Annotated in this window: 20 protein-coding genes; 12 read left to right on the top strand and 8 right to left on the bottom strand. The window is 61.9% G+C overall.

What is annotated here, in order from left to right; all coding sequences use genetic code 11:
- Positions 1 to 316 precede the first annotated feature (316 nt).
- Positions 317 to 2,107: an ABC transporter ATP-binding protein gene (locus G9X68_RS27100; RefSeq protein ID WP_171605004.1), complete on the top strand. Its 1,791-nt coding sequence runs from the start codon at positions 317 to 319 to the stop codon at positions 2,105 to 2,107.
- 33 nt (positions 2,108 to 2,140) lie between these two features.
- On the opposite strand, the gene G9X68_RS27095 is transcribed toward G9X68_RS27100, so the two are convergent.
- A complete protein-coding gene (locus G9X68_RS27095) occupies positions 2,141 to 2,620 on the bottom strand; it encodes a class I SAM-dependent methyltransferase (protein WP_171605003.1) in 480 nt (159 codons plus the stop codon).
- 73 nt (positions 2,621 to 2,693) lie between these two features.
- Here G9X68_RS27095 and G9X68_RS27090 point away from each other — a divergent pair, with 73 nt between their 5' ends.
- Positions 2,694 to 3,920 carry a DUF3095 domain-containing protein gene (locus G9X68_RS27090; RefSeq protein WP_171605002.1) on the top strand — a complete coding sequence of 409 codons (1,227 nt, stop codon included), beginning with the start codon at positions 2,694 to 2,696 and terminating at the stop codon, positions 3,918 to 3,920.
- Positions 3,921 to 3,990: 70 nt separating this feature from the next.
- Here the strand turns inward: G9X68_RS27090 and G9X68_RS27085 are convergent, their stop codons facing one another.
- From G9X68_RS27085 to G9X68_RS27070, 4 genes are all read right to left on the bottom strand, one after another.
- On the bottom strand, positions 3,991 to 4,365 hold the full coding sequence (locus tag G9X68_RS27085; protein WP_171605001.1) for a tudor domain-containing protein: 375 nt from the start codon (positions 4,363 to 4,365) through the stop codon (positions 3,991 to 3,993).
- A 260-nt stretch (positions 4,366 to 4,625) separates the two neighbouring features.
- Positions 4,626 to 4,898: a Txe/YoeB family addiction module toxin gene (locus G9X68_RS27080; protein WP_171605000.1), complete on the bottom strand. Its 273-nt coding sequence runs from the start codon at positions 4,896 to 4,898 to the stop codon at positions 4,626 to 4,628.
- A 1-nt stretch (position 4,899) separates the two neighbouring features.
- Entirely contained in the window at positions 4,900 to 5,151 is a 252-nt protein-coding gene (locus G9X68_RS27075; protein WP_171604999.1) for a type II toxin-antitoxin system Phd/YefM family antitoxin, read from the bottom strand.
- Positions 5,152 to 5,226: 75 nt separating this feature from the next.
- Entirely contained in the window at positions 5,227 to 6,564 is a 1,338-nt protein-coding gene (locus G9X68_RS27070; protein ID WP_171604998.1) for a nucleotide sugar dehydrogenase, read from the bottom strand.
- Between the two features lie 699 nt (positions 6,565 to 7,263).
- On the opposite strand from G9X68_RS27070, the gene G9X68_RS27065 reads away from it, so the two are divergent.
- From G9X68_RS27065 to G9X68_RS27020, 10 genes are all read left to right on the top strand, one after another.
- The gene (locus G9X68_RS27065) at positions 7,264 to 8,607 is read left to right on the top strand and encodes an adenylate/guanylate cyclase domain-containing protein (RefSeq protein WP_129419344.1); all 1,344 of its coding nucleotides are present in this window, start codon (positions 7,264 to 7,266) and stop codon (positions 8,605 to 8,607) included.
- Between the two features lie 154 nt (positions 8,608 to 8,761).
- Entirely contained in the window at positions 8,762 to 10,651 is a 1,890-nt protein-coding gene (locus G9X68_RS27060; protein ID WP_171604997.1) for an ABC transporter ATP-binding protein, read from the top strand.
- A complete protein-coding gene (locus G9X68_RS27055; RefSeq protein ID WP_171604996.1) occupies positions 10,651 to 12,558 on the top strand; it encodes an ABC transporter substrate-binding protein in 1,908 nt (635 codons plus the stop codon). Before G9X68_RS27060 ends, G9X68_RS27055 begins: the two co-directional genes overlap by 1 nt.
- Before the next feature lie 3 nt (positions 12,559 to 12,561).
- Positions 12,562 to 13,560 carry an ABC transporter permease gene (locus G9X68_RS27050; RefSeq protein ID WP_028755865.1) on the top strand — a complete coding sequence of 333 codons (999 nt, stop codon included), beginning with the start codon at positions 12,562 to 12,564 and terminating at the stop codon, positions 13,558 to 13,560.
- On the top strand, positions 13,560 to 14,732 hold the full coding sequence (locus G9X68_RS27045) for an ABC transporter permease (RefSeq protein ID WP_171604995.1): 1,173 nt from the start codon (positions 13,560 to 13,562) through the stop codon (positions 14,730 to 14,732). Before G9X68_RS27050 ends, G9X68_RS27045 begins: the two co-directional genes overlap by 1 nt.
- 96 nt (positions 14,733 to 14,828) lie before the next feature.
- A complete protein-coding gene (locus tag G9X68_RS27040) occupies positions 14,829 to 16,037 on the top strand; it encodes a glycosyltransferase family protein (protein ID WP_171604994.1) in 1,209 nt (402 codons plus the stop codon).
- Between the two features lie 9 nt (positions 16,038 to 16,046).
- The gene (locus G9X68_RS27035) at positions 16,047 to 17,294 is read left to right on the top strand and encodes a glycosyltransferase (RefSeq protein ID WP_171604993.1); all 1,248 of its coding nucleotides are present in this window, start codon (positions 16,047 to 16,049) and stop codon (positions 17,292 to 17,294) included.
- The gene (locus tag G9X68_RS27030; RefSeq protein ID WP_244956253.1) at positions 17,291 to 18,436 is read left to right on the top strand and encodes a glycosyltransferase family protein; all 1,146 of its coding nucleotides are present in this window, start codon (positions 17,291 to 17,293) and stop codon (positions 18,434 to 18,436) included. The genes G9X68_RS27035 and G9X68_RS27030 overlap by 4 nt, the downstream gene beginning before the upstream one ends.
- Positions 18,437 to 18,618: 182 nt before the next feature.
- Positions 18,619 to 21,333 (top strand): ABC transporter transmembrane domain-containing protein, encoded by a 2,715-nt coding sequence (locus G9X68_RS27025; RefSeq protein WP_171604991.1) that lies wholly within the window; start codon positions 18,619 to 18,621, stop codon positions 21,331 to 21,333.
- Between the two features lie 100 nt (positions 21,334 to 21,433).
- Positions 21,434 to 21,901, top strand: a complete 468-nt coding sequence (locus tag G9X68_RS27020; protein ID WP_171604990.1) for a cyclic nucleotide-binding domain-containing protein — start codon at positions 21,434 to 21,436, stop codon at positions 21,899 to 21,901.
- Between the two features lie 7 nt (positions 21,902 to 21,908).
- Here the strand turns inward: G9X68_RS27020 and G9X68_RS27015 are convergent, their stop codons facing one another.
- The 3 genes from G9X68_RS27015 to G9X68_RS27005 form a co-directional block, all read right to left on the bottom strand.
- On the bottom strand, positions 21,909 to 22,199 hold the full coding sequence (locus G9X68_RS27015) for a type II toxin-antitoxin system mRNA interferase toxin, RelE/StbE family (protein ID WP_171604989.1): 291 nt from the start codon (positions 22,197 to 22,199) through the stop codon (positions 21,909 to 21,911).
- Positions 22,196 to 22,654: a hypothetical protein gene (locus G9X68_RS27010; RefSeq protein ID WP_171604988.1), complete on the bottom strand. Its 459-nt coding sequence runs from the start codon at positions 22,652 to 22,654 to the stop codon at positions 22,196 to 22,198. Before G9X68_RS27010 ends, G9X68_RS27015 begins: the two co-directional genes overlap by 4 nt.
- A 134-nt stretch (positions 22,655 to 22,788) precedes the next feature.
- The gene (locus G9X68_RS27005; RefSeq protein ID WP_171604987.1) at positions 22,789 to 24,120 is read right to left on the bottom strand and encodes an MFS transporter; all 1,332 of its coding nucleotides are present in this window, start codon (positions 24,118 to 24,120) and stop codon (positions 22,789 to 22,791) included.
- Positions 24,121 to 24,299: the final 179 nt, after the last annotated feature.

Raw genomic sequence — 24,299 nt, 5'->3', positions numbered from 1 at the left:
CGATTCCGCATCACTTTCCGTCAGGTTGCAAATATCCGCTTGGCAACAGCGAATTGGTTCGGTAGAAAACGCTCACCGCTTTAGATCGAACAAGGGAGGCGTTGCATGACACCAGCATTCATCGAAGCCTTCCGATGTGGCATGTCCCGACGCTAGGTCATTGCCATTCGCGGCCCGCCTCGGGGCGCCACATGCGGTTTTCTCTTCCTTCATAGCCCGATTGATCGACGGGATCATTTCGTCTCCCGCTCGGGCTGTGCCGTCTAACTCTCGATTTTGAGGACCGGTTGCCGAAAGACGGGCCGGGCTGGTTAAAATGACTCGCAAGAAGCTCGATTTCCGCGCCGATGCCTATCGCAACGTGCTCGGCTTTGTCTTTCAACACTGGCGCCATCGGCGTGGTTTGGTGAGCCTTATTGTCGTGCTGGTGATATCAAGCACGCTCGCCGAAGTCATGGTGCCGGTGTTCTCAGGCCGGATCGTCGATGCCATCGCCGGCGGCAATGCGGCTGATGAGGCGCTCAGTGCCTTTGTCGTCGTCGTCGCTCTGGGCATGACCAGCGTGGCGCTGCGCTGGTTCATCTTCAACGGCATTATCCGGCTGACGCTGCGCACCATGGCGGATGTGGTCAATAACGGCTTCCACAAGGTGCAGCGGTTCTCGACCGACTGGCACGCCAACAGCTTCGCCGGTTCGACGGTGCGCAAGATCACCCGCGGCATGTGGGCGCTCGACTCGCTCAACGACCTGCTGCTGGTCGCCCTGCTGCCCTCCATCGTCATGCTGGTCGGCGCCAGTATCGTGCTCGGCAGCTACTGGCCGGTCATGGGCCTGATCGTGGCCGCGGGATCGCTGATTTACATCGGCGTGACCGTGGCGCTTTCCATGGGCTTCGTGTCGCCGGCGGCAAGGCTTGCCAATGCCTGGGACACCAAGCTCGGCGGTGCGCTGGCGGATGCCATCAGCTGCAATGCGGTGGTCAAAGCCTTCGGCGCCGAAAACCGCGAAGAGGCACGTTTGCGCCACGTGCTGGCCAAATGGGACAGCCGTACGCGACGGACCTGGAAGCGCGGCACGGCGAGCGGCACGATCCAGGGCTTCATGATGGTTTCCATGCAGGCCGGCATTCTGGGAACGGGCCTGGTCATGTGGCGGCAGGGGCTGGCGACGCCTGGCGACATCACCTTCGTGCTGGCCATGTTCTTCGTTCTGCAAGGCTATCTGCGCAATGTCGGCCAGGACATCCGCAATCTGCAGCGGGCCGTCAACGACATGGAAGAGCTGGTGCTGCTCGACAAGATGCCGCTCGGCATCGAGGACAGGCCGAACGCCACGCCGATCAGGATTGGCGAAGGCGAGATCGTCTTCGATCGCGTCACCTTCCAATATGGCGCTCATCCAACCCCGCTTTATGAGGACTTTTCCGTCACCATCAAGCCGGGTGAGCGCGTGGGGCTTGTGGGGCATTCGGGCTCGGGCAAGACGACTTTCGTCAAGCTGATCCAGCGCCTCCACGACGTGACGTCGGGCTCGATCCGCATCGACGGGCAGGATATTGCGGGGGTCAGGCAATCAAGCCTGCGCGGCCAGATCGCCATCGTGCAGCAGGAGCCCATCCTGTTCCACCGCACGCTGGCTGAGAACATCGCCTATGGCCGGCCGAATGCCTCGCGCCGCGAGATCGAGCAGGCGGCGAAACAGGCGAGCGCCCACGACTTCATTATGGACCTTCCCAAAGGCTATGAGACGATGGTGGGAGAGCGCGGCGTCAAACTGTCGGGCGGCGAGCGGCAGCGTGTCGCCATTGCCCGGGCTTTCCTCGCCGATGCGCCGGTGCTGATCCTTGACGAGGCGACGTCGAGCCTCGACAGCGAGAGCGAAGTTCAGATCCAGCAGGCCATGGAACGCCTGATGAACGGCCGCACCACGCTTGTCATCGCGCACCGGCTGTCGACGGTCAGGGCGCTGGACCGGCTACTGGTCTTCGACAAGGGAAATATTGTCGAAGAAGGCGACCACCAGGCGCTGATCCGGCTTAACAACGGCATCTATCGCCGGCTGTTCGAACGGCAGGCGCTGGAACTGACCAAGGGTCTGGTGGCGTGAACCGTAATACGCCAGGGCTGATGCTCTGGCGTATTACGTCCTGCGATAAAGGAAATAACGGCCTTCCTTGATGCCATCCGGCAGCGGTAGTGCCATCAGCTCGGGATGCTCCAGCGGCAGACCGCTGACGGCGATGCCGTTTTGGGCGAGCACGCCGGCGATCAGCTGTGGCAGCCAGGTCAGCGTCACCGCGTCGATCTCGTCATGACCGGTGCCGATATCGGCATGGGCAAGGGCTGCGCCGATACCGATAAAGGCCTGGCCGGACTCGCGGATATTGCCGGTCACCATGTCTTCTGCCTCTGGTGTCGAAGCCGAATAGGAACGGACTTCCCAGTCGAAGGCGACGATGCGCCGGCCGGGAAAGTTCTCGCGCAGGTGATCATAGGTGCGGCCGTTGCCGAGGCCGAATTCCAGCACCGGGCCTTCGATTTCGCCCACCAGATCGATGATCGAATTCAAAATGTCGCGTTGGGCCGTCAACCGGCGAATGAAGCTGTCGAGGCGGCTCATCGAAATCCGTATCCGTGATGAAAATCGTGAGCGCGTGCTAACACATGAAACCTTGCCAAGTCGATTGCCGTAAATGGGAATTGGCGTTGCAGTGGCAACATGGGTCTGTGCTAAGCTGGACGATATGAAAACCGTGACCGACGAAGATTTCTTTGCCGCCGTGCCGCTCTTCAGCGAATTCGCGGGCGTGACCGATGCTGCCAACTACCGGCCACTGCCGGACGGTTGGGTGCTGGCGCTGGCCGACATCGTCGGCTCGACGCCGGCGATCGCCGCCGGCCGTTACAAGGACGTCAACATGGCGGGCGCCAGCGTCATATCAGCGGTGTTGAATTCCGTCGGCAAGGGCGATTATCCCTTCGTCTTCGGCGGCGACGGCGCGCTGATTGCGCTTCCGGGTTCGCTGGAGAAACAGGCGCGCGACGCCCTTGCCGCCGTGCAGATCTGGGTCGACGAGGATTTGGGCCTGACGCTGCGCATCGCCATCGTGCCGGTCGCAGATACCCGCGCCGAGGGCCTCGACGTCCGCGTCGCGCGTTACTCCGCAAGCCCCCACGTCACCTATGCGATGTTCTGGGGCGGCGGCACCAGCTGGGCCGAAAAACAGATGAAGCTCGGCCGGTACGGCGTTGCCCGCGCAGCCCCGGGAACGCGCCCCGATCTCAACGGCCTTTCCTGCCGCTGGAGCCCGATCGACGCCAGGCACGGCGAGATAGTCTCGATCATCGCGGTTCCCGGCGAAGGCCGGCCGGGGCAGGAATTCCGGGACCTTGTCAACGGCATCGTCGCCATCACCACCGAGCAGAACCGGGACAGCCACCCGGTGCCGGCGGATGGCCCGAACCTTGCCTTCTCGCTGCACGGCATCAACCGCGAGGCCAAGGCCACCGCGCCGGCTGGCCGGCGATTGCGGCAGAAGCTCATCATCTTCCTGCAGCTCGCCATCACGGTCGTGTGCTACAAGCTCGGCATTCCACTCGGCCGCTTCGACGCCCGCCGCTACAAGCGCGACGTCGCCGGCAATTCCGATTTCCGCAAGTTCGATGACGGGCTGAAGATGACAATCGACGTCGACGCCGAACATCTGAAGCGGATCGAGACGCTACTGGAAGCGGCGCGGGCCAAGGGCATCGCCCGCTATGGCCTGCATCGGCAGGCCTCGGCGCTGATGACCTGCTTCGTGCCGACGCCGATCTCGCGCGACCACATGCATTTCATCGACGGTGCATCAGGCGGTTATGCCGTGGCTGCGAGCCGGATGACCGGCAAATCGCTTTCGACAGCGCCGCAGGTCATTTGAGACGCGCAGCGACGGCAAACCCGCCGCTTTGACGGCGGCGGGCTGATCTCATCTTGGTTCATGCAACGATTTATCGGGAACGGCAACGACCGGTGCGTGTGGTTTCCTTGTCGCCGTCATCGTAGGCAATGCCGATCTTCTCGCCGCCAAGCGAGGTGATCTTGCCTGCATACCAATCGCCGGCGCCCTTGTAGTTGCACTCGACCTTCATCCCGATAACCCAGTTGTAAGGGCGCACGTCGCTCAAAGGAACAGTTTCCTTATCGCCGTCATCATATCGGATGGTGACCTTCCCGCCGGAGGTGTTGTCGATAACGCCAGGGAACCAATAACCGGCCCCCTTGTAGTTTCCGAGAACCCAGTCGCCCTTCGTCTGCGCAGATGCAACAGAAGCGCCGGAGCACATAACACCGATGGCGATAGCCGCAGCAACAAAACTCTTCAAGATATTCCTCCCTCGGAACTAGTCCAATCCGCCCCGAAATGGTTGTGGCGAGCTCGGAATGCTTAGAGTGTAGGGATGAAGTTTGCCTTAACGAAAGAAATCTGCGCGGATTAATACTTAGAGTTGCTGTATAATTCCTTAAATCGATTTCGATTAAAGACGCGTCCCGCCATGCTTGATGACGTGATCGGCCGAGAGGCCGAGGCGGTTGAAGACGTTGCGTGTGTCGATGATCTCGATCACCAGCAATCCGCCAGACGCTATTTTTCGTAATGAAATCGGCACTGGATGATTTCCAACTGCTGGTTGGAGCCCTTGCCTGTGACGCAGTACACGAGTCGATGCTCTCCAAGGATGCGCCTTGACCAGAATCCGGAGAGGTCGCCCTTCAGCGGCTCCGGCTTTCCAAGACCTTTAAAGGGTGACCTTTTTGCATCCTTGAGCATTTCGTTGATTTTTTCGACCAACTTCTGGTCGCTCTTCTGCCAGTATTCGTATTCTTCCCAGGAATTCGGGGTCCATAGCAGCTTCATGTCAGAGAGTTGGATCGCTCTCGATCACCTGGCCCTTGCGAAGCTGTCCGATACTTTCGCGCATCCGGGCAGAATTGGCAGGCGTCGAGAGCAGGTGCAGCGTCTCTTGCATACTCTCGTATTCGCTTTCGGCAATGAGGACCATTGCTTCCGAACCTTGACGGGTCACGAGCAAAGGAGCCCGAGAAGACAGGACCTGATCGAAATAGGTTGCAATGTTCTGCCGGAACTCCGTCAAACGAACATGTGCCATCGAGCATCCTTTCCTGGCCACCAATGTACGTATATATGTACATATTCAAAAGTCAAATAGGCCGTCGTGTTTCCGTCACGCCTTGATGACGTGATCGGCCGAAAGGCCGAGCCGGTTGAAGACGTTGCGCGTGTCGATGATCAGCGCGGCGCTTTTTGCGAGCGTCGCATAATCCACCCTGTCGTGATCGGTCGCGACCAGCACCGCATCGTAGCCGGCAATGGTATCAGACGTCAGCGTCACCGATTTGCGGCCCTTCAGCGCCTGGTATTCGCGCGTCGGCGGGATCTCGGCGACGAAGGGATCATGATAATCTGCGTGTCCGCCACGCTCCTCGATGATCTCGATCAGCCGCAGCGACGGGCTCTCGCGGATATCGGCGACGTTCTTCTTGTAGGCGAGCCCGAGCACCAGCACCCTGCTGCGGCTCAATGCCTTGCCGGCTCGGATGTCGAGGGCTTCGGCGAGCTTGCCGACGACATAACGCGGCATTGCCGAATTGATCTCGCCGGCAAGCTCGATGAAGCGGGTCGGCAGCTCGTATTCGCGCGATTTCCAGGTGAGATAGAAGGGATCGATCGGGATACAATGGCCGCCGAGGCCGGGGCCGGGATAGAAGGGCATATAGCCGAAGGGCTTGGTCTTAGCCGCGTCGATGACCTCCCAGACGTCGATGCCCATGGCCGCATAGACGGTCTTCAGCTCGTTGACGAGGGCGATATTGACCGAGCGGAAGATGTTTTCGGTAAGCTTCACGGCCTCGGCCGTCGCATTCGAAGAGACGGGAACGACGGACGATACCGCCGCACCATAGAAGGCCTTCATCAGCGCCAGCGCCTCAGGCCCGTCGCCGGCGACGACCTTCGGGATCGTGGCAGTATGATAATGCTGGTTGCCGGGATCCTCGCGTTCCGGCGAGAAGCCGACGAAGAAGTCCGATCCGGATTTCAACCCGGCGCCTTCGAGAATGACCTTCACCACATCGTCAGTCGTGCCGGGATAGGTGGTCGATTCCAACACGACGAGCTGACCGGGGCGCAGGTGCTGGGCGATCGAGCGCGACGTCGCCTCGACGAAGGAAAGATCGGGATCGCGATGTTTGGTGAGCGGCGTCGGTACGCAGATGATGATGACGTCGCAGGCGGCAAGACCGGCGAAATCGGTCGTCGCCTGGAAGCGTCCCGCATCGATCTCGGCGGCCAGCACCGCGTCGCTGACTGCGTCGATATAGGAGCGGCGGGCATCGAGCGCCACCATCTTCCCGGGATCGATGTCGAAGCCGGTGACCGCAAAGCCGCTGCGCGCCACCGCCATCGCCAGCGGCAGGCCGACATAGCCGAGGCCGATGATGCCGGCGCGAGCCGTGCGGGTTTCGATCTTCTGCAAAAGCGTATCGAAGGAGGAGCTGGCCAAGGCGGGATCTTTCAAACGGAGAAGAGAAGGCTGATCTAATGCATGATCCAGGCAAATTAAACCCGGACGCCGATCTTCCTCTTATCGCCGGCGATGCTGCTGTCCTGTTCGCGCCCGTGGCTGCCCCTCACTCGGCTGCCGCCACCCCCAGTCGGGTCGGTGCCCGTAGGGCGGACGATGGGCTGACGAAGCCCGCGTAAAAATCGCAGCGGCGCTCATATTCCTGGCTGGCCTTGCTCCAGAACTCACCCCACCCTCCGTCTTCCTCGGGCTTGACCCGAGGACACGGCGGCGTGGGGAGCGCGTTTTTGCCAAACTCACCGTTGGCGCAGCGGATGATGCGTCACACCTCCTGGCGCCGATCTGCTAAAAGGACAGCACCCTTAGCCGGGTGTGGCGGAAATGACTCAGGCCGTGCCCTTCGCTGCAACTTGAGCGCACAAAAAAATCCCGATCCCATTGTTTCGCATTTGCAGCATCCCTATTTTGACTTTTGATAAATGAACCACCGAGAAAGGACTTCCCGTCCGATCCCCCAGCCGGGGAGATGAGGGGGCGCCGCTGCCGGGCTCTCGGCAGATCGTTGACAAATAATACCGCTCGTACATCCTGACTTCCTTGTGACCTGCGCATGACAATGTGCCGGCCGAGGGATTTTTTCTCTTGGGGATGGCGTGCCTTATGAGGATCATACCGAGAATGAGCACGATCGAATCCAGCGTGTCCTCCATCCTGTTGGACCGGGTCGCTGAATGGCTGACGAACTCTTCGCTGGCCGGAGACGAGCTTGAAAACATCGTCCGCGGTTTCTGCGAAAGGCTCACCGCTGCGGGCCTGCCGCTCGCGCGCGTGCATCTTTCTTTTTCGATGCTGCATCCGCTCTACGATGCGCTCAGCTTCACCTGGCGGCGCGCCAGCGGCGTCACCATCGAGGGCTTCCGCATGCCCGCCGGGCAAAAGCCGGACCGCTTCCTGCAGAGCCCGTATTATTACCTGCTCGACAACAATCTGCAGCATATCCGCCGCCGGCTGATGCAGGAAGGGCCGAACGAATTCCCGATTTTCGAGGACCTGCGCAAGGACAGCATCACCGATTACCTCGCCTTCGTGCAGCCCTTCGGCGATGGCTCGGTGCAGGGCATGATGGGTTCCTGGTCGACGGACCATAACACCGGCTTTTCCGACGACATGATCGACGCGCTGCTCAGGATGCAGAACCATCTGGCGGTCGCCGCCAAGATGGCAGTGCTCGGCAAGCTCGCCAACAACATGCTGACCACCTATCTCGGCGGCGACGCCGGCAAGCGGGTACTGAACGGCCAGATCCGCCGCGGCGACGGTGAGACGATCCGCGCGGCGCTGGTCATGGGCGACATGCGCGAATCCACCATGTATGCCGAAAAGGAAGGCCGACAGGCCTATATCGACACGCTGAACCAGTTCTTCGACGCGATCGCCGCCCCGTTTAACCGTAATGGCGGCGAGATCCTGAGTTTCCTCGGCGACGGCTTCCTCGCCGTCTATCCCTGTGGACGTCACAAGGACCCATCGAAAATTGCCTGCGAGGCGGCTCTTTCGGCCGTCCATCAGGCGCAGGCGCGGGTCGCCGAGCTCAACAGGGACCGCGAGCAGAAGGGCCTGACCAGGGTCGGCTACGGCATCGGCCTGCATGTCGGCAACGTCATGTTCGGCAATGTCGGCCTCAAGGACCGCCTGACCTTTTCGGCCTTCGGCTCGGCGGTCAACGAGGTGCAACGTCTGCAGATCCTCACCAAGAAATACGGCCGCGAGGTCGTCGCCAGCCAGGCTTTCGCCGGCTATTGCGGCGGCGAATGGACGACGCTCGGCGAAGAGAAGCTGCGCGGCATCCGCCAGAAGGTGACCGTGCTGCAGCCGCGCGCGCCGGCGCCGGCGATCAACGTCGACGAGAGCTTCCGCGAGGCCGTGCAGAACGGACTTTCAGAAGCCGAGCAGGTCATTCTCCTGCATCGCGACGCCAAGAATCAGGTCAAGCGCACCAGCATGGAGAAATTCATCCAGTAAGAGCTTACAACCCCTGTCATAATCTGCGCGTCTCGCCCGGGGAACTTCGGCGGGACGTGGGGGTTTTTCTATGATTGTCATCAACTGGACACCCCGTTTGCGGTACGATAGTGTGCCTTAACGGGAACATAGAAGACTGGGGAATTTCATTGGTATGGCGTCTGCAGCGGATCTGTTGCGTATTGAAAATCTCGACGTCTCCTTCTCGGTTTTCGGTGACCGGCTACGCGTCGTAAAGCAAGCCAATCTTCGCATTCTTCCGGGCAAGGTCACCGCTCTCGTTGGTGAATCCGGCTCGGGAAAATCGGTGATCAGCCAGTCGATCATGGGCATCCTGCCCAATCCGGCCAAGGCCTCGGGCAGCATCCTTTTCACCGATCCGCTCGACGGCAGCACGACCGATATCCTGTCCTTTCCGCGCGACAGCGAGGAAATGCGCGACTTGCGCGGCCGCCGCATGGCGACGATCTTCCAGGAGCCGATGACCTCGCTCTCGCCGCTGCATACGATCGGCAATCAGATCAGCGAAGTGCTGCTGATCCATACCGAAGCCGACAAACAGGAAGCCCGTGAAAAGACCGAGGAGATGCTTGGCCTTGTCGGCTTCTCCAATCCACATCGCACCTACGACATGTATCCGTTCGAACTGTCCGGCGGCATGCGCCAGCGCGCGATGATCGCCATGGCGCTGATCTGCAAGCCGGCGCTGTTGATCGCCGACGAGCCGACGACGGCGCTCGACGTGACGATCCAGGCGCAGATCCTGGAACTGCTCCGCGAGCTGCAGGCCAAGCTCGGCATGGCGATGCTGTTGATCACCCACGATCTCGGCATCGTCGCCAACATGGCCGACGAGGTGGTCGTCATCTATCACGGCGAGATCATGGAAGCCGGGCCGGTCGAGGATATCTTCCGCAATCCGCAGCATCCCTATCTCAAGGGCCTGATGGCCGCCGTTCCGCATTTCGACATGAAACCCGGCGAGCGGCTGAAAGCGCTGCGCGATGTAACGGTCAATCTCGAGTCCCTGGTCGGCAAGAAAAAGCCGCTCCAGGCGGAGGCGCCGGGCATCCTGCTGTCCGTCGCCAATCTCTCGAAGACCTACAAGACGCGCAAGCGCAGTTTCTTCGGCAAGCACGAAGCCACCATCTTGCGCGCCGTCGACGACGTCAGCTTCGACATCCGCCGCGGCGAATGTCTCGGCCTGGTGGGCGAGTCCGGCTGCGGCAAGACGACGCTCAGCAAGATCCTGATGCGCGCCATCACGCCGGACAGCGGCGCGGTGGTGTTCAACGACGGCAAGGAGGTCGTCGACGTCCTCTCCGTCAAAGGCTCAGAATTGCAGGACATGCGGACCAAGATCCAGATGGTGTTCCAGGATCCGGTCTCCTCGCTCTCGCCGCGCATGACGGTGCGCAACATCCTGAGCGAACCTCTCGAGATCCATGACCGCGGCGACAGTGACGAGCGCAAGCGCAAGGTCGAAGGGCTGATGGCGGCAATCGGCCTCGACAAGCGTTATCTCAGCCGTTACCCGCACAGTTTTTCGGGTGGCCAGCGCCAGCGCATCGGTATCGCGCGGGCGCTCGCGCTCGGCCCAAAGCTCGTCATCCTCGACGAGCCGGTCTCGGCGCTTGACGTCTCCGTGCAGGCACAGATCCTCAACCTGTTGAAGGACCTGCAGAAGGAACTGGGGCTTACCTATCTGTTCATTTCGCACAATCTCGCCGTCGTCGACTATATGGCCGACCGCATCGCGGTGATGTGCAAGGGCCGCATCGTCGAGATTGCGCCGCGCGAGATCATCCTGCGCGATCCGGTGCACCCCTATACGAAATCGCTGCTCGCCGCCGTCCCCTTCCCCGATCTCGACCGGCCGCTCGATTTCAAGGCGCTCAGGGAAAACGGCGCCGCCGACAAGCAGAACTGGGGGGCGACCTTCACCGCCGAGCATGACGACGCTTCCGAACTTGCCTATGCCGACCTCGGCGACGGTCATTTGGTGCGCGCCCGCAAGGGCGCCGGTGCCAAGGAGTTGCGCTGATGGTGACGCGTCGCACGTTTCTCGGCGGCCTCGTCGGCGCGGCGATCGCGCCCACGGTGCTTCGCGCCGGACAGGTCGGCGAGCCGGAATTCCTGAAGGAGCGGCTGACATCAGGCAGCTTGCCGCCGATGGCCGAACGCATTCCCGTCCGCCCACGCATCGTCAATCTGAAGGAGATGGGGCTCGAACCCGGGGCCTACGGCGGCACGGTGCGCACCATCATCGGCAGCCAGCGCGACATCCGCTTCATGACGATCTACGGCTATGCCCGCCTCGTCGGTTACGACAAGCACCTGCAGTTCCAGCCGGATATCCTGGCCGGTTTCCAGTCCGAGGACGACACGGTCTTCACCTTCACGCTGCGCGAGGGCCATAAATGGTCCGACGGCCAGCCGTTCACGGCCGACGATTTCCGTTACTGGTGGGAAGACGTCATCCTGAACGACAAGCTGACACCGGGCGGCGGCGCGCTCGAGCTTCGCCCGCACGGCAGCCTGCCGCGCTTCGAGGTGCTCGATCCGCTGACGGTGCGCTACACCTGGGAAAAACCCAACCCGATGTTCCTGCCGACGCTGGCGGGGCCTCTGCCGCTCGTCATCTGCGGCCCCGGTCATTATCTCAAGCAGTTCCACAAGAAATTCCAGCCGGACCAGGCGAAGATGGACGAGCTGATGAAGACCTATCGCGTCAAGAAATGGCAGGATCTGCACATCAAGATGGCACGCTCCTACCGTCCGGAAAATCCCAACCTGCCGACGCTCGATCCCTGGCGCAATACGACGGCGCTGCCGTCCGAGCAGTTCGTCTTCGAGCGCAACCCGTTCTTCCATCGCGTCGACGAGACCGGCAGGCAGCTCCCCTATCTCGACCGTTTCATCCTCAACGTCTCCTCCTCGTCGATCATCGCCGCCAAGGCGGGAGCCGGCGAAGCCGACCTGCAGGCGACCGGCATCGATTTCAACGACTACACATTCCTGAAGGAGGCCGAGAAGCGCTTCCCGGTGAAGGTCGACCTCTGGAAGCTGGCGCGCGGCTCGCGCATCACGCTGCTGCCCAACCTCAACTGCGCCGACGAGGTGTGGCGCGGCCTCTTCCGCGATGTGCGACTGCGCCGGGCGCTGTCGCTGGCAATCGACCGGCACGAGATCAACATGGTCGCCTTCTACGGCCTCGGCACCCCGAGCGCCGATACCGTCCTGCCCGACAGCCCGCTCTTCAAGCAGGAATATGCCGATGCCTATGTGAAGTTCGATGCCGACGAGGCCAATCGCCTGCTCGACGAACTCGGCCTGAGCAAGCGCGGCGACGACGGCATCCGGCTGCTGCCGGACGGGCGGCGCGCCGAGATCACCGTCGAGACCGCCGGCGAGAGCAATCTCGACACCGACGTGCTGGAACTGGTGCACGACCACTGGGCCAATATCGGCCTGGCGCTCTATACGCGCACCTCGCAGCGCGACGTCTTCCGTAACCGCGCCATGAGCGGCTCGATCATGATGTCGATCTGGTACGGCCTCGACAATGGCGTGCCGACGGCCGACATGTCGCCCGCCGGACTTGCGCCGACGCTCGACGATCAGCTGCAATGGCCGCTCTGGGGCATGCACTACCTCTCGGCCGGCCAGGAGGGCGTCGCACCCGACCTGCCGGAGGCAGCCGAACTGGTCGACCTGCTCAGCCAATGGGGGACGGCGGCGAAATTCGAAGAGCGCCAGGTGATCTGGCACAAGATGCTGTCGCTCTATACGCAGCAGGTATTCTCGATCGGCCTCATCAACAGCACGCCGCAGCCGATCCTTCGCGCCGCCAAGCTGCAGAACCTGCCGGCGAGAGCGCTCTACGGCTTCGATCCCACCTCCTATCTCGGCGTCTACATGCCGGATGCATTCTGGTACAAGGAGGCCTGAGGCGTGCTCAGATACATTCTCTGGCGCATCGCCGCCATGGTGCCGACGCTCTTCGTCATTTCGGCGCTGGTCTTCACCATCATCGAGCTGCCGCCGGGCGACTTCTTCGAGAGCCAGATCGCCGAGCTGCGTGCCTCCGGCGAGACCGCCAATCTCCAGGAAATCGAGGAGATGCGCCAGCAATACGGCTTCGACAAGCCGGAGATCGTGCGCTATTTCTATTGGGTCGGCGGCATGCTGCACGGCGATTTCGGCTATTCCTTCGAATACCAGCTGCCGGTCTCCGATGTGGTCGGCGAGCGGCTCTGGCTGACGATCCTCGTCTCCTTCACGACGATCCTGCTCACCTGGCTGATTGCCTTTCCGATCGGCATCTATTCGGCCACGCATCAGTACAGCTGGGGTGATTACGGGCTGACCTTCCTCGGCCTGATGGGCATCGCCATTCCGAATTTCATGCTGGCGCTGATCCTGATGTATTTCGCCAATATCTGGTTCGGCGTTTCGATCGGCCATTTGATGGACCAGCAATATATCTCGGCGCCGATGAGCTGGGAGAAGGCACGATCGATCCTCTCTCACCTCTGGATCCCGGTCATCATCGTCGGCACGGCGGGAACGGCCGGCATGATTCGGCGGCTGCGCGCCAACCTGCTCGACGAGATGCAGAAGCAGTATGTCGTCACCGCTCGCGCCAAGGGCCTGCCACCGCTGAAGGCCCTGGTCAAATATCCGCTGCGCATGGCGCTCAACTTCTTCGTCGCCGATATCGGCTCGATCCTGCCGTCGATCATCTCCGGCGCCGAGATCGTCGCCATCGTGCTGTCGCTCGAGACGACCGGGCCGATGCTCATCAAGGCGCTGCAGAGCCAGGACATGTATCTCGCCGGTTCCTTCCTGATGTTCCTGGCCTTCCTCAATGTCATCGGCGTGCTGATCTCCGACATCGCGCTCGGCTTCCTCGATCCCCGCATCCGTCTGCAAGGCAGGAGCACCAAATAATGTCGCCCCTTCCCGCACCCGGCGCGCCGCTTCCGCACTACGTCTCCACAGCTCCTTTCGATCCGCTTGCGACCGAATCGATGACGGCCGCGCAATCGCGCATCCATCTCGCCTCGCAGAAAAAGCTGATGTGGTGGAAGTTCAAGCAGCACAGGCTCGCCTTGATCTCCGGCATCTTTCTCGCCGTCGTCTACCTGATGATCCTGATCGTCGAGTTCCTGGCGCCCTATGGCCTGCACACCCGCAATGTCGATTTCATCCATGCGCCGCCGCAGCGCGTCCACTTCTTCGACAAGGGCAGCTTCGTCGGTCCCTTCGTCTACGGCCGCAGCATGGCGCTCGATCTCGACACGCTGCACCGGGTCTATACCGACAGGCCGAACGACGTGCAGCCGATCCGTTTCTTCTGCCGCGGCGATGCCTATAAATTCTGGGGCCTCGTCGCTTCGAACTATCATCTCGTTTGCCCGGCGATCGGCGGCCAGATGTTCCTGCTCGGTACCGACCGGCTCGGCCGTGACGTCCTCTCACGCATCCTCTACGGGGCGCGGATATCGCTGACGATCGGTCTGATCGGCATTTCGATCAGCTTCGTGCTCGGCATCGTCATCGGCGGCCTTGCCGGTTATCGGGGCGGCGTTTTCGATCTCATCGTCCAGCGCCTGATCGAAGTGCTGCAATCGCTGCCGAGCCTGCCGCTGTGGATGGCGCTGGCCGCCATCATGCCGGTGACGTGGAGCCCGATCGTCATCTATTTCGGAATCACCGTCATCCTCGGCATCATCGACTGGACGGGGCTGGCGCGTGCCGTGCGCTCCAAGCTCCTGGCGCTGCGCGAGGAGGATTATGTCCAGGCCGCGCAGCTGATGGGCGCCAGCACGCCGCGCATCATCGGCCGGCATCTGGTGCCGGGCTTCATGTCGCATCTCATTGCCTCGGCGACGATTTCGATCCCCGGCATGATCCTTGGAGAGACCGCGCTCTCCTTCCTCGGCCTCGGCCTTCGTCCGCCGATCACCAGCTGGGGCATTCTGCTGACCGAGGCAAAAAGCGTCAGCGTCATCGCCTTCTATCCATGGCTGCTCTATCCGATCATTCCTGTTGTTCTTGTCATTTTGGCGTTCAACTTTCTGGGAGACGGCTTGCGTGATGCGGCAGATCCCTACAAATAGCAGGAAACGCGGCGGCGCATCACGGCACCGCCCCCGCCTCTTGGCCTCCGGACGGTGGGGGTACTAAATATGTTGCTGACCCCAGAAGGGATGCCCATGTCCAGACGTCTCGAAGATGCGCGCATCCTCATGTACAGCCACGATACCTTCGGTCTCGGCCACCTGCGCCGCTGTCGCGCCATCGCCCATGCGCTGGTCGAGGATTATCGCGGCCTCAATATTCTGATCATTTCGGGTGCCACGATCGCCGGCGCCTTCGACTACCGCGCCCGTGTCGACTTCGTGAAGATCCCGAGCGTCATCAAGCTCCGCAACGGCGAATATACCTCGCTCGCCAGCCATATTGACCTGCACGAGACGCTGAAGATGCGCGAATCGAGCATTCGCCACACGGCCGAGACCTTCCAGCCCGATATCTTCATCGTCGACAAGGAACCGATGGGACTGAAAGGCGAAGTCGAGGATACGCTCGCCTATCTCAAGGCCCGCGGCACCGTCCTGGTGCTCGGCCTGCGCGAGATCATGGACGCGCCGCATCTGCTCGAGGCCGAGTGGAAGAAGAACGGTATCATGCAGAAGATCGACCAATATTACGACAGCGTCTGGGTCTACGGTCCGCCGGATTTCTACGATCCGCTGATCGGCCTCGACGTGCCGGCCAGCCTGCGCCGGAAGATGGATTTCGTCGGCTTCCTGCAGCGCAGCGTCTCCAAGGGCAAGACCTCGATCAACGCCCGCAAGGATAATTACATCCTCGTCACCACAGGTGGCGGCGGCGACGGCTCCGATCTCGTCCACGACGTCATGAACGCCTACGAGGCCGACCCGACGCTGACGCAGAAGGCGCTCGTCGTGCTTGGGCCCTATATGCCGGCTGCCGAGCGGGCCAAGCTGGTGCAGAAGGGGGAAGCCATCCCCTATATCGAGGTGATCGAGTTCGACAACCACATGGAAGAGCTGATCGACGGTGCCACCGGCGTCGTTGCCATGGGCGGCTACAACACCTATTGCGAGATCCTCTCCTTCGACAAGCCGGCCCTCATCGTGCCGCGCGTCAAGCCACGCGAGGAACAACTGCTGCGCGCCCAGCGGGCAAGCGCGCTCGGCCTCGTCGACATGCTGCTGCCGGATCAGTCGGTCGACCCCACAATCATGGCCGAGGCGCTGAAGCGCCTGCCGTCCCGCCTGCCGCCGTCGAAGAGCGGCAGCAATATGCATCTCGAAGGGCTGGACCACATCTCACAGACCGTCGGCCGATGGATCGACGGCCGCGGCAGCCACCTCTCCCTCGTCGGCGCGGAATAGGGCACAGCCTTGCCACCACGCCGCAAGATCCTCGTCGTGCTGAAAGGCTATCCCCGCCTTTCGGAGACCTTCATCGCCCAGGAGCTGCTCGGTCTTGAGAAGGCCGGTTTCGACCTCACGCTGATTTCGATGCGCCGGCCGACCGACAAGAAGCGCCATCCCGTGCATGACGAGATCAAGGCTCGCGTCGTCTACCTGCCGGAATATCTGCACGAGGAGCCGATCCGCGTGCTGAAGGGCCTCATCGCCGGTTTCTCCAAACCCGGCTTCAAGGCACTGATGAAACGCTTCCTCGCCGACCTGCCGCGCGACCTCTCCCGCAACCGCTTCCGCCGTCTCGGCCAGGCGCTGGTGCTGGGGCGCGAATGGCCGGACGAGGGTGAATGGCTGCATGCCCATTTCATCCACACGCCGGCCTCGGTGACGGAATATGCGAGCATCCTCACGGGCACGCCCTGGACCTGTTCGGCGCACGCCAAAGACATATGGACGTCGCCGGACTGGGAGCTGCACGAGAAGCTCGCCAGCGCCCGCTGGGCGGTTACCTGCACCAGGACGGGCTACGAGCACATGCAGACGCTGACATCACGCAAGGACGCCGTACATCTGAGTTACCACGGTCTCGATCTTGCCCGCTTCGGCCATTTTGCCGGCGAGCGCTCGAACCGGACCGGCAGCGACCCCGACGATCCGGCCTTCATTCTCAGCGTCGGACGTGCCGTCGAGAAGAAGGGCTATGACGTGCTGCTGCGCGCCCTCGCTTTGCTGCCCAATGACCTCCACTGGCGCATGGACCATATCGGCGGCGGCGAGGAGCTTGCGAAACTGAAGGCGCTCGCCACCGAACTCGGCATCTCCGGCCGCATCATCTGGAAGGGCGCCATGGCACAAGAAGACGTGCTCGACCATTATCGCCGCGCCGACCTCTTCGCGCTTGCCTGCCGCATCGCCGCCAACGGCGACCGCGACGGCCTGCCGAACGTCCTGGTCGAAGCCTCCAGCCAGCGGCTCGTCTGCCTCTCGACCGACGTATCCGGCGTCCCGGAGCTTTTAAAGAACGGTGAAAACGGCCTCGTCGTGCCGCCTGAGGACCCGGCGCTGCTGGCCGGAGCGCTGGAGGCGGCAATCCGCGACCCGGCACTGCGCAAGCGGCTCGGCGACGCCGCTGAAAGCCAGGTGCGCCAACATTTCGACTATCACTCCAGCATCAGACAGCTCACCGGCCTGTTCGAGGCTGAATGGCAGAAGGCGTCATGACGGCACCGCGTATTTTCTTCTACGTCCAGCATCTGCTCGGCATCGGTCACATAGCCCGCGCCAGCCGCATCGCCAATGCTCTGGTCAAGGACGGTTTTGATGTCACTGTCGTGACCGGCGGCCTGCCGGTGCCGGGCTTTCCGGGCGAAGGCGTGAAGACCGTCGCCTTGCCGGCGGTCGTTGCCAGCAATGCCGGTTTCTCCGGTCTCGCCGATGCAGATGGCCGGCCGGCGGGCGAGGATTTCCTCAACGCCCGCCGCCAGCTGCTGCTTGATGCCTTCCATGCAGCAAGGCCCGATGTCGTGATTATCGAAGCCTTCCCCTTCGGCCGGCGACAGATGCGCTTCGAATTGCTGCCATTGCTTGAGGCCATCGAACAGGCCGAACCGCGGCCGAAACTCGTAAGTTCTGTGCGCGATATCCTGCAGGAAAACCGCAAGGCCGGACGCGACGCGGAGACGGTCATGCTGGTCAGGGATCATTTCGATGCCGTGCTCGTCCATGGCGATCCCGGTTTCGTCAGGCTCGAGGACACCTTCCCGCTGACACCCCAGATCGCCGACAGGCTGCGTTATACCGGCCTCGTCGCAGCCCCGCCGGCGCCGGAACCGACCGAGACATTCGACATCATCGCATCGGCGGGCGGCGGTGCGGTCGGCGCCGCGCTGATCGGCGCGGCAAAAGAGGCCGCAGCGCTGCTGCCGGACAGTCTTCGCTGGCTGCTGGTCGCCGGCCCGAACCTGCCGGGGGCCGATTTCGCCACGCTGTCCGAGGACGCGGCTCCGAATGTGACGCTGGTGCGCTTCCGCAAGGATTTTCCCTCGCTGCTGCGCGGTGCGAAAGTCTCGATCTCGCAAGCAGGCTACAACACCGTCGGCGACCTGCTGCGCACCGAATGCCGGGCGATCCTCATCCCCTTCGTCGCCGGCGGCGAAACCGAGCAAACGGTGCGCGCCGAACGGCTGCAGGCACTCGGCCTCGCCGATATCCTGCCGGAAGACGGACTGACGGCGGGCCATGTGAAGGAGGCGGTCGAAAGGGCGCTCGCCGCACAGCTACGGGGGCCGGTCTTGCTCGACCTCGACGGTGCGGAGAAAACCGCCCTCATCATTCGCTCCATGATTGCCGAATCCCTCGCCTAATCCAAAATTCCTGTGATATAAGCAATGTTCCGGCGAGAATCGGCATTTTTGCAGCCGGTCGCTTCGCCTTGTTTTCATTGCGATATCGGCGGTCCGGCTGCATGATCCTGTTCTTAAGATTCCTCCCCGCCCCGGCGCCCGGATCGCGCCCCCGGAATTTCCCAGCAAGCTGACGGTTAGCCATGGAAAAAAGCCTCGCCCGCTACATCTGGAAGAACACGCGGCTGCAGCAGCTGTGGATTCTGGCTGTCGTCGCCGCATCGATGGTGCCCTACTTCCTGTCCTTCGACCTGCCGAAGCAGATCGTCAACGGACCGATCCAGGGTGACGGCTTCGAAGGTCCGGGCGCGACGCAGACTTTCATGCACATTGCCTACGACCTGCCGCTGATCGGCCATGTCGAATTCTTTCAAGGGTTGCAGCTCAACCGCTTCCAGATGCTGATGGCTCTCAGCCTGGTGTTTCTGGCGCTGGTGGTGCTGAACGGCCTCTTCAAGTTCTACATCAACACCTATAAGGGCCGGCTCGGCGAGCGCATGCTGCGCCGCATCCGCTTCGAGCTGATCGACCGCGTGCTGCGCTTTCCGCCCATTCACTTCAAGCGGGTGAAATCAGCCGAAATCGCCACCATGATCAAGGACGAGGTGGAGCCGATGGGCGGCTTCACCGGCGATGCCTTCGTCTCCCCTGCCCTTCTCGGCGGCCAGGCCATCACGGCTCTCGCCTTCATCATCGTCCAGAATTTCTGGCTCGGCATGATCGCCGCCGGCATCGTCGGCGTCCAGGCGGTCGTCATTCCCCGCATGCGCAAGCGCCTGCTGGATCTCGGCCGCCAGCGGCAACTGACGGCGCGCGAGCTTTCCGGCCGCGTCGGCGAAATCGTCGAGGGCATCGGCACGATCCACGGCAACGACACGTCCAACCTCGAACGCGCCGACATCGCCTCGCGGCTCGGCCGAATTTTCTCGATCCGCTACGACCTTTACCAGTGGAAGTTCCTGGTAAAGTTCATCAACAATTTCCTCGCCCAGGTCACGCCCTTCCTGTTCTACGCGATCGGCGGCTACCTGGCGCTACAGGGCCGGCTCGACATCGGCCAGCTCGTCGCCGTCATATCAGCCTACAAGGACCTGCCCGGCCCGCTGAAGGAACTGATCGACTGGGATCAGATGCGCCAGGACGTGCAGGTGAAGTACCAGCAGGTCTACGAGCAGTTCAATGTCGAGCCGCTGATCGACAGCCGTATCCAGGAACTTGCGACCGCCCCGGTCGGCGCGCTGACGAGCGCGCTCGTCGTCACCAACCTGTCGCTCTCCGACGACAGCGGCGCCCGCCTCGTCGACCACGTCTCCGTCGAGATCAAGCCGAACGAGACGGTGGCGATCGTCGGGCCGAACGGCAGCGGCGCGGAAGCCTTCGCCGAAGCGCTCGGCCGCATGGTCTGGCCGGACTCGGGCCGTATCACCATCGACGGCCGCGATCTCCTGGACCTGCCGGAATCGATTACCGGCCGGCGGATCTCCTATGCCTCGGCCGACACCTTCTTCTTCCATGGCACGCTCGCCAGCAATCTGCTCTACGGCCTGAAACATGCGCCGATGACCGATCCGATTTACGACGAGCGGGAAGCGCTGGAGTATAAATGGCATTCCGCCGAGGCGGAGAAGGCCGGCAATCCGACGCTCGACCTCAACAGCGACTGGGTGGACTACAAGGCAGCCGGCGCCAGCGGTCCGGAAGATCTGCTGAAGGCGATCCGCCCGGTGCTCGACGCCGTGTTGATCTCGCAGGACATCCTCGATTTGGCGCTGCGCTCGACCGTCAACACCGACGTGCATGTGGCGCTCGGCGATCACGTCGTCGCTCTGCGCGCCTCGCTCAGGGACCGGCTGCGCGACGAAGGGCTCGACACGATTGTCGTGCCTTTCGATTTCGACGCCTATAACGGCCAGGCGACGGTGGGTGAGAACCTGCTCTTCGGCACGATGAAGCGGCCTTTGATGACCAACCGCAGGCTGGCCGCGCATCCCTATTTCCAGCAGCTCTTTCGTGAGACCGGCCTCAGCACCGATCTCTACGCCATGGGCCTCGAGATCGCCGAGAACGCGGTGGAACTCTTCCACGACCTACCGCCGGACCATCCTTTCTTCCAGCAGCTGACCTTCATGACGGCGGACGACATTCCGACCTACCAGGCGCTGTTGCAGAAGCTGCAAAGCCGCCGCTTCGAGGATGCCACGCCGGAAGAACGATCGGCCATCATACGGCTGAGTTTTGCCTATATTGAGCCGCGGCATCGCTTCGGCTTGCTGACCGACGAGCTCATGGACAAGATCGTGAGCGCCCGCAAGCAGTTCCACGAGCATATTCCGGCCGATCTCGCCGAGCTGATCGAGCGCTACGACGCGGAGCGCTTCACCCCGTCGGCAAGCCTGATGGACAATGTGCTCTTCGGCCGTATCGCCTATCAGCAGGCCGACGCTTCCGACCGCATCCGCGGCATTATGGGCGAACTCTTCGACGCGCTCGATCTTTATGACGACGTACTGTCGATCGGCCTCGAATTCGACGTCGGCTCCGGCGGCAAGCGACTGACCATGGTGCAGCGGCAGAAGCTGAATCTAGCCCGCGCGCTGTTGAAGCGCTCGGACTATTTCATCTTCAATCGGCCGCTGTCGGCGCTCGACCAGCGCGTTCAGGATCAGATCACTCACAACATCATCGAAGGCCTGCACGAAGAAGGCCATCGGCCGGCGATCATCTGGGTGCTCTCCAATGCCCGGCTGGCAGAGATGTTCGACCGGATCCTGCTCTTCGACCGCGGCGGATTGGCCGAAGCCGGAAACTATCCGGAACTTTCCGAGAAAAACGGGATGTTCAAGGAACTGTTATCGTAATATTCTATAGGAGCGGCGATAATGGGCGTTCCCGGCGGGACGCCTCGGAGTTTGAAGACGCCTGGTCCCGCGGACCCTGCGTCAGGGGGTTGAAACGCTCATGCTGTTGAGAGACGAAGTCGAAATGCTGCGAAGGGTGCCGATCTTTTCACGGATCGCGCCAGCAAAGCTCAAGCTTTTGGCCTTTACCTCCGATCGCATGACCTACAAGGCCGGGCAGAACCTCTTCCATCAGGGCGATGTCGGTGATGCCGCCTACGTCATCCTCTCGGGTACCGCCGATATCGTCGTTTCCTCGCCGGCCGGCGAGATCAAGGTCGCCGACGTCGAACCCAATTCCATCGTCGGCGAAATCGCCATCCTCTGCGATGTCTCGCGCACGGCGACGGTCCGCGCCACCTCGTCGCTAGAGGTGCTGCGCATCAGCAAGGAGCACTTCCTGAAGCTGCTCAGCGATTTCCCCGAAATGGCCGTGGAAATCATGCGGGTGCTGGCCGACCGCCTGAACCACACCACCGCGGAACTAACCGCAGCCCGCGCGGCAAAGCAGCCGCAGATGGCACAGTAGAACGCATTCAGCGTTTCGGCGGCCATTGTTGGGCACCATGCAGGAAATGCAGTATTTCGATCGTGTCGCTCTTCGGCAGATAGCGATAGACGACAAGGAACGGCGTTCGAGCGATGATGAATTCGCGCGTTCCCTGCCTTCGCCCTTTTCGTCTCATTTCCGGATGATCTCGCAACAGGATCGTTTGTCGCGAAACTTCGTCCAGAACATCCAAGGCAGCCGCACGGTTTTGCGCTGCAATATATGCGGTCGCCTGCTGCCTGGCTCTGCGGGCCGTCTCAGTCCAGATGATCCTCACTTGCCCTCATTCTTAAGCAAGGCAAGCAATTCGGTACGCTCGCGCGCCATCTCCTCCTCAACGACCTCGTGAGGAATCCAGACGGTATTGGGATCATCGGCTTCCCGGATCGCTTCCTCGACCTGTTCGCGGAACCACTTGTCGTATTCCGCCGCCTCATGGGTACGACGCAGAGCTGCGGCGCGATCCGGCCGCGGTGCCGCTTCAGGAGCGTAATCGGCAGCGTCGACATCGAACTGCGAAATGCCGACATCCTTCAGATAAGAAACCAAGGTATCCATGCGCTTGAACACACGCACCTGACGGCTGCGTTGGGCGGCGAGCGGGCGCTCGGCCTTGCCGTAGCGAATGACGACGGACCAGCCGCCGGTCTTGCCGACGACGTGAGCGGCATCGACCGCTCCTGCTTCGACAAGACGGGAAAGGGTCGAATGATCGATGGTCTCTGCGGTCATGGCATATCCTCGTTCAGGCCGACAAGGATATGCATTTAATTATAGATTGCAATGCATTCAATAATTGGAATTGCGCAGTCCGAAAAATGAAAGCCTGCATGGTTTCCCATGCAGGCCCGTGTGTTCAAGTCCGTCTATTCGCGCTGTTCCAGCGCCCTGCTGAAGGCGAGCGCTGCAAGCGTGCAGATGGCGCCGGAAAGCAGGTAGTAACCGACGAAGGTCAGGCCGAAGCGGCTGGAGAGGCTGAGCGCCACCAGCGGCGCAAAACCCGCGCCGATCAGCCAGGCCAGATCCGAAGTGAAGGCCGCGCCCGTGTAGCGGTAGCCGCGGCCGAAGCGGGATGAGATCGAGCCGGTCGCCTGGCCGAACGAAAGGCCGAGCACGCCGAAGCCGATGATGACGAAAGCGTCATGGCCGCTATTGCCGGACGCGATCAGGCTCGGCCCGATAAAGCTGAAGACGGCGATGATGACGGCGCAGATGGCAAGCTGGGCGCGCCGGCCGATACGGTCGGCGATCAGGCCCGAGGCGATGATCGTGAGGATGCCGACGGCGGCGCCGATCACCTGCACCACCATGAAGGCGCCGATCGGCTGGTCGCCGTAAAGGCTCATCCAGCCGAGCGGGAAGATGGTGACCAGGTGGAACATGGCAAAACTCGCCAGCGGCACAAAGGCGCCGATCAGGATGTCGCGGCCGTGAACGCGCAGCACGTCGAGGATGGGAGCTGCTTCCAGCTCATGCTGCTCCAGCAGCGTGCCAAACTCCTTGGTCATGACGAGCCGCAAACGCGCAAACAGCGCCACGACGTTGATCGCGAAGGCGACGAAGAAGGGATAACGCCAGCCCCAGGAGAGGAAATCCTCACTAGAAAGATTGGCGACGAAATAACCGAACAGGGTGCTGGCCAGCGCAAAGCCGATCGGCGCCCCAAGCTGCGGGATCATCGCATACCAGCCGCGGTGCTTGGCCGGCGCATTCAGCGCAAGCAGCGAGGCAAGGCCGTCCCAGGCGCCGCCGAGCGCGAAGCCTTGGCCGAGACGGAAGAGCGCCAGAAGCGCGATCGACCATACGCCGATCTCGTTATATCCCGGCAGGAAGGCGATCGAGGCGGTGGAGCCGCCGAGCAGGAAAAGCGCGATCGTCAGCTTTGTGCCACGGCCGTACAGCCGGTCGATCGTCATGAAGACGACGGAGCCGACGGGGCGGGCCAGGAAGGCCAGCGAGAAGATGGCGAAGGAATAGAGCGTTCCCGTCAGCCTGTCCGGCGCGAAGGGGAAAATCAGCTGTGGAAAGACCAGGACCGAGGCGAGGCCGTAGACGAAGAAATCGAAGAATTCCGACATGCGGCCGATCACCACGCCAATGGCGATGCTGCCCGGCGAAACCGGCTTGTCGTCGTGAATGCGCCGCGCGTCGCGTTCCAGCGACGACGATGACGGTCCGTAATTCGATGTTGTAGCCATAAAACGCCTCCCTCGTTGAAGCGCTTTCGCCAAGGCGCCTCAGCGTGATCTTGATCAAACCTGCAGGCTTATCAAGTCCGTAAGACGTAAATAGTTCATCATCGCGGCTCAAAATGAGGCGCGGGCGGGAAAAATAGCGTGATCACGAGCGCGATTTTCCCATGGGACGCTGGCATGGG

This window comes from Rhizobium changzhiense, from assembly GCF_013087625.1.
Taxonomy (GTDB): domain Bacteria; phylum Pseudomonadota; class Alphaproteobacteria; order Rhizobiales; family Rhizobiaceae; genus Rhizobium; species Rhizobium sophorae.
This window is presented reverse-complemented; position numbering and strand designations above follow the sequence as displayed.

Excerpts from the sequence above, each read along its gene's own strand:
- G9X68_RS27080 (WP_171605000.1), bottom strand. The coding sequence starts at position 4,898 with ATGAAGCTGCTATGGACCCCGAATTCCTGGGAAGAATACGAATACTGG.
- G9X68_RS27055 (WP_171604996.1), top strand. The coding sequence starts at position 10,651 with ATGGTGACGCGTCGCACGTTTCTCGGCGGCCTCGTCGGCGCGGCGATC.
- G9X68_RS27095 (WP_171605003.1), bottom strand. The coding sequence starts at position 2,620 with ATGAGCCGCCTCGACAGCTTCATTCGCCGGTTGACGGCCCAACGCGAC.
- G9X68_RS27090 (WP_171605002.1), top strand. The coding sequence starts at position 2,694 with ATGGGAATTGGCGTTGCAGTGGCAACATGGGTCTGTGCTAAGCTGGAC.
- G9X68_RS27060 (WP_171604997.1), top strand. The coding sequence starts at position 8,762 with ATGGCGTCTGCAGCGGATCTGTTGCGTATTGAAAATCTCGACGTCTCC.
- G9X68_RS27065 (WP_129419344.1), top strand. The coding sequence starts at position 7,264 with ATGAGCACGATCGAATCCAGCGTGTCCTCCATCCTGTTGGACCGGGTC.
- G9X68_RS27005 (WP_171604987.1), bottom strand. The coding sequence starts at position 24,120 with ATGGCTACAACATCGAATTACGGACCGTCATCGTCGTCGCTGGAACGC.
- G9X68_RS27025 (WP_171604991.1), top strand. The coding sequence starts at position 18,619 with ATGGAAAAAAGCCTCGCCCGCTACATCTGGAAGAACACGCGGCTGCAG.
- G9X68_RS27010 (WP_171604988.1), bottom strand. The coding sequence starts at position 22,654 with ATGACCGCAGAGACCATCGATCATTCGACCCTTTCCCGTCTTGTCGAA.
- G9X68_RS27045 (WP_171604995.1), top strand. The coding sequence starts at position 13,560 with ATGTCGCCCCTTCCCGCACCCGGCGCGCCGCTTCCGCACTACGTCTCC.
- G9X68_RS27100 (WP_171605004.1), top strand. The coding sequence starts at position 317 with ATGACTCGCAAGAAGCTCGATTTCCGCGCCGATGCCTATCGCAACGTG.
- G9X68_RS27040 (WP_171604994.1), top strand. The coding sequence starts at position 14,829 with ATGTCCAGACGTCTCGAAGATGCGCGCATCCTCATGTACAGCCACGAT.
- G9X68_RS27030 (WP_244956253.1), top strand. The coding sequence starts at position 17,291 with ATGACGGCACCGCGTATTTTCTTCTACGTCCAGCATCTGCTCGGCATC.
- G9X68_RS27020 (WP_171604990.1), top strand. The coding sequence starts at position 21,434 with ATGCTGTTGAGAGACGAAGTCGAAATGCTGCGAAGGGTGCCGATCTTT.
- G9X68_RS27075 (WP_171604999.1), bottom strand. The coding sequence starts at position 5,151 with ATGGCACATGTTCGTTTGACGGAGTTCCGGCAGAACATTGCAACCTAT.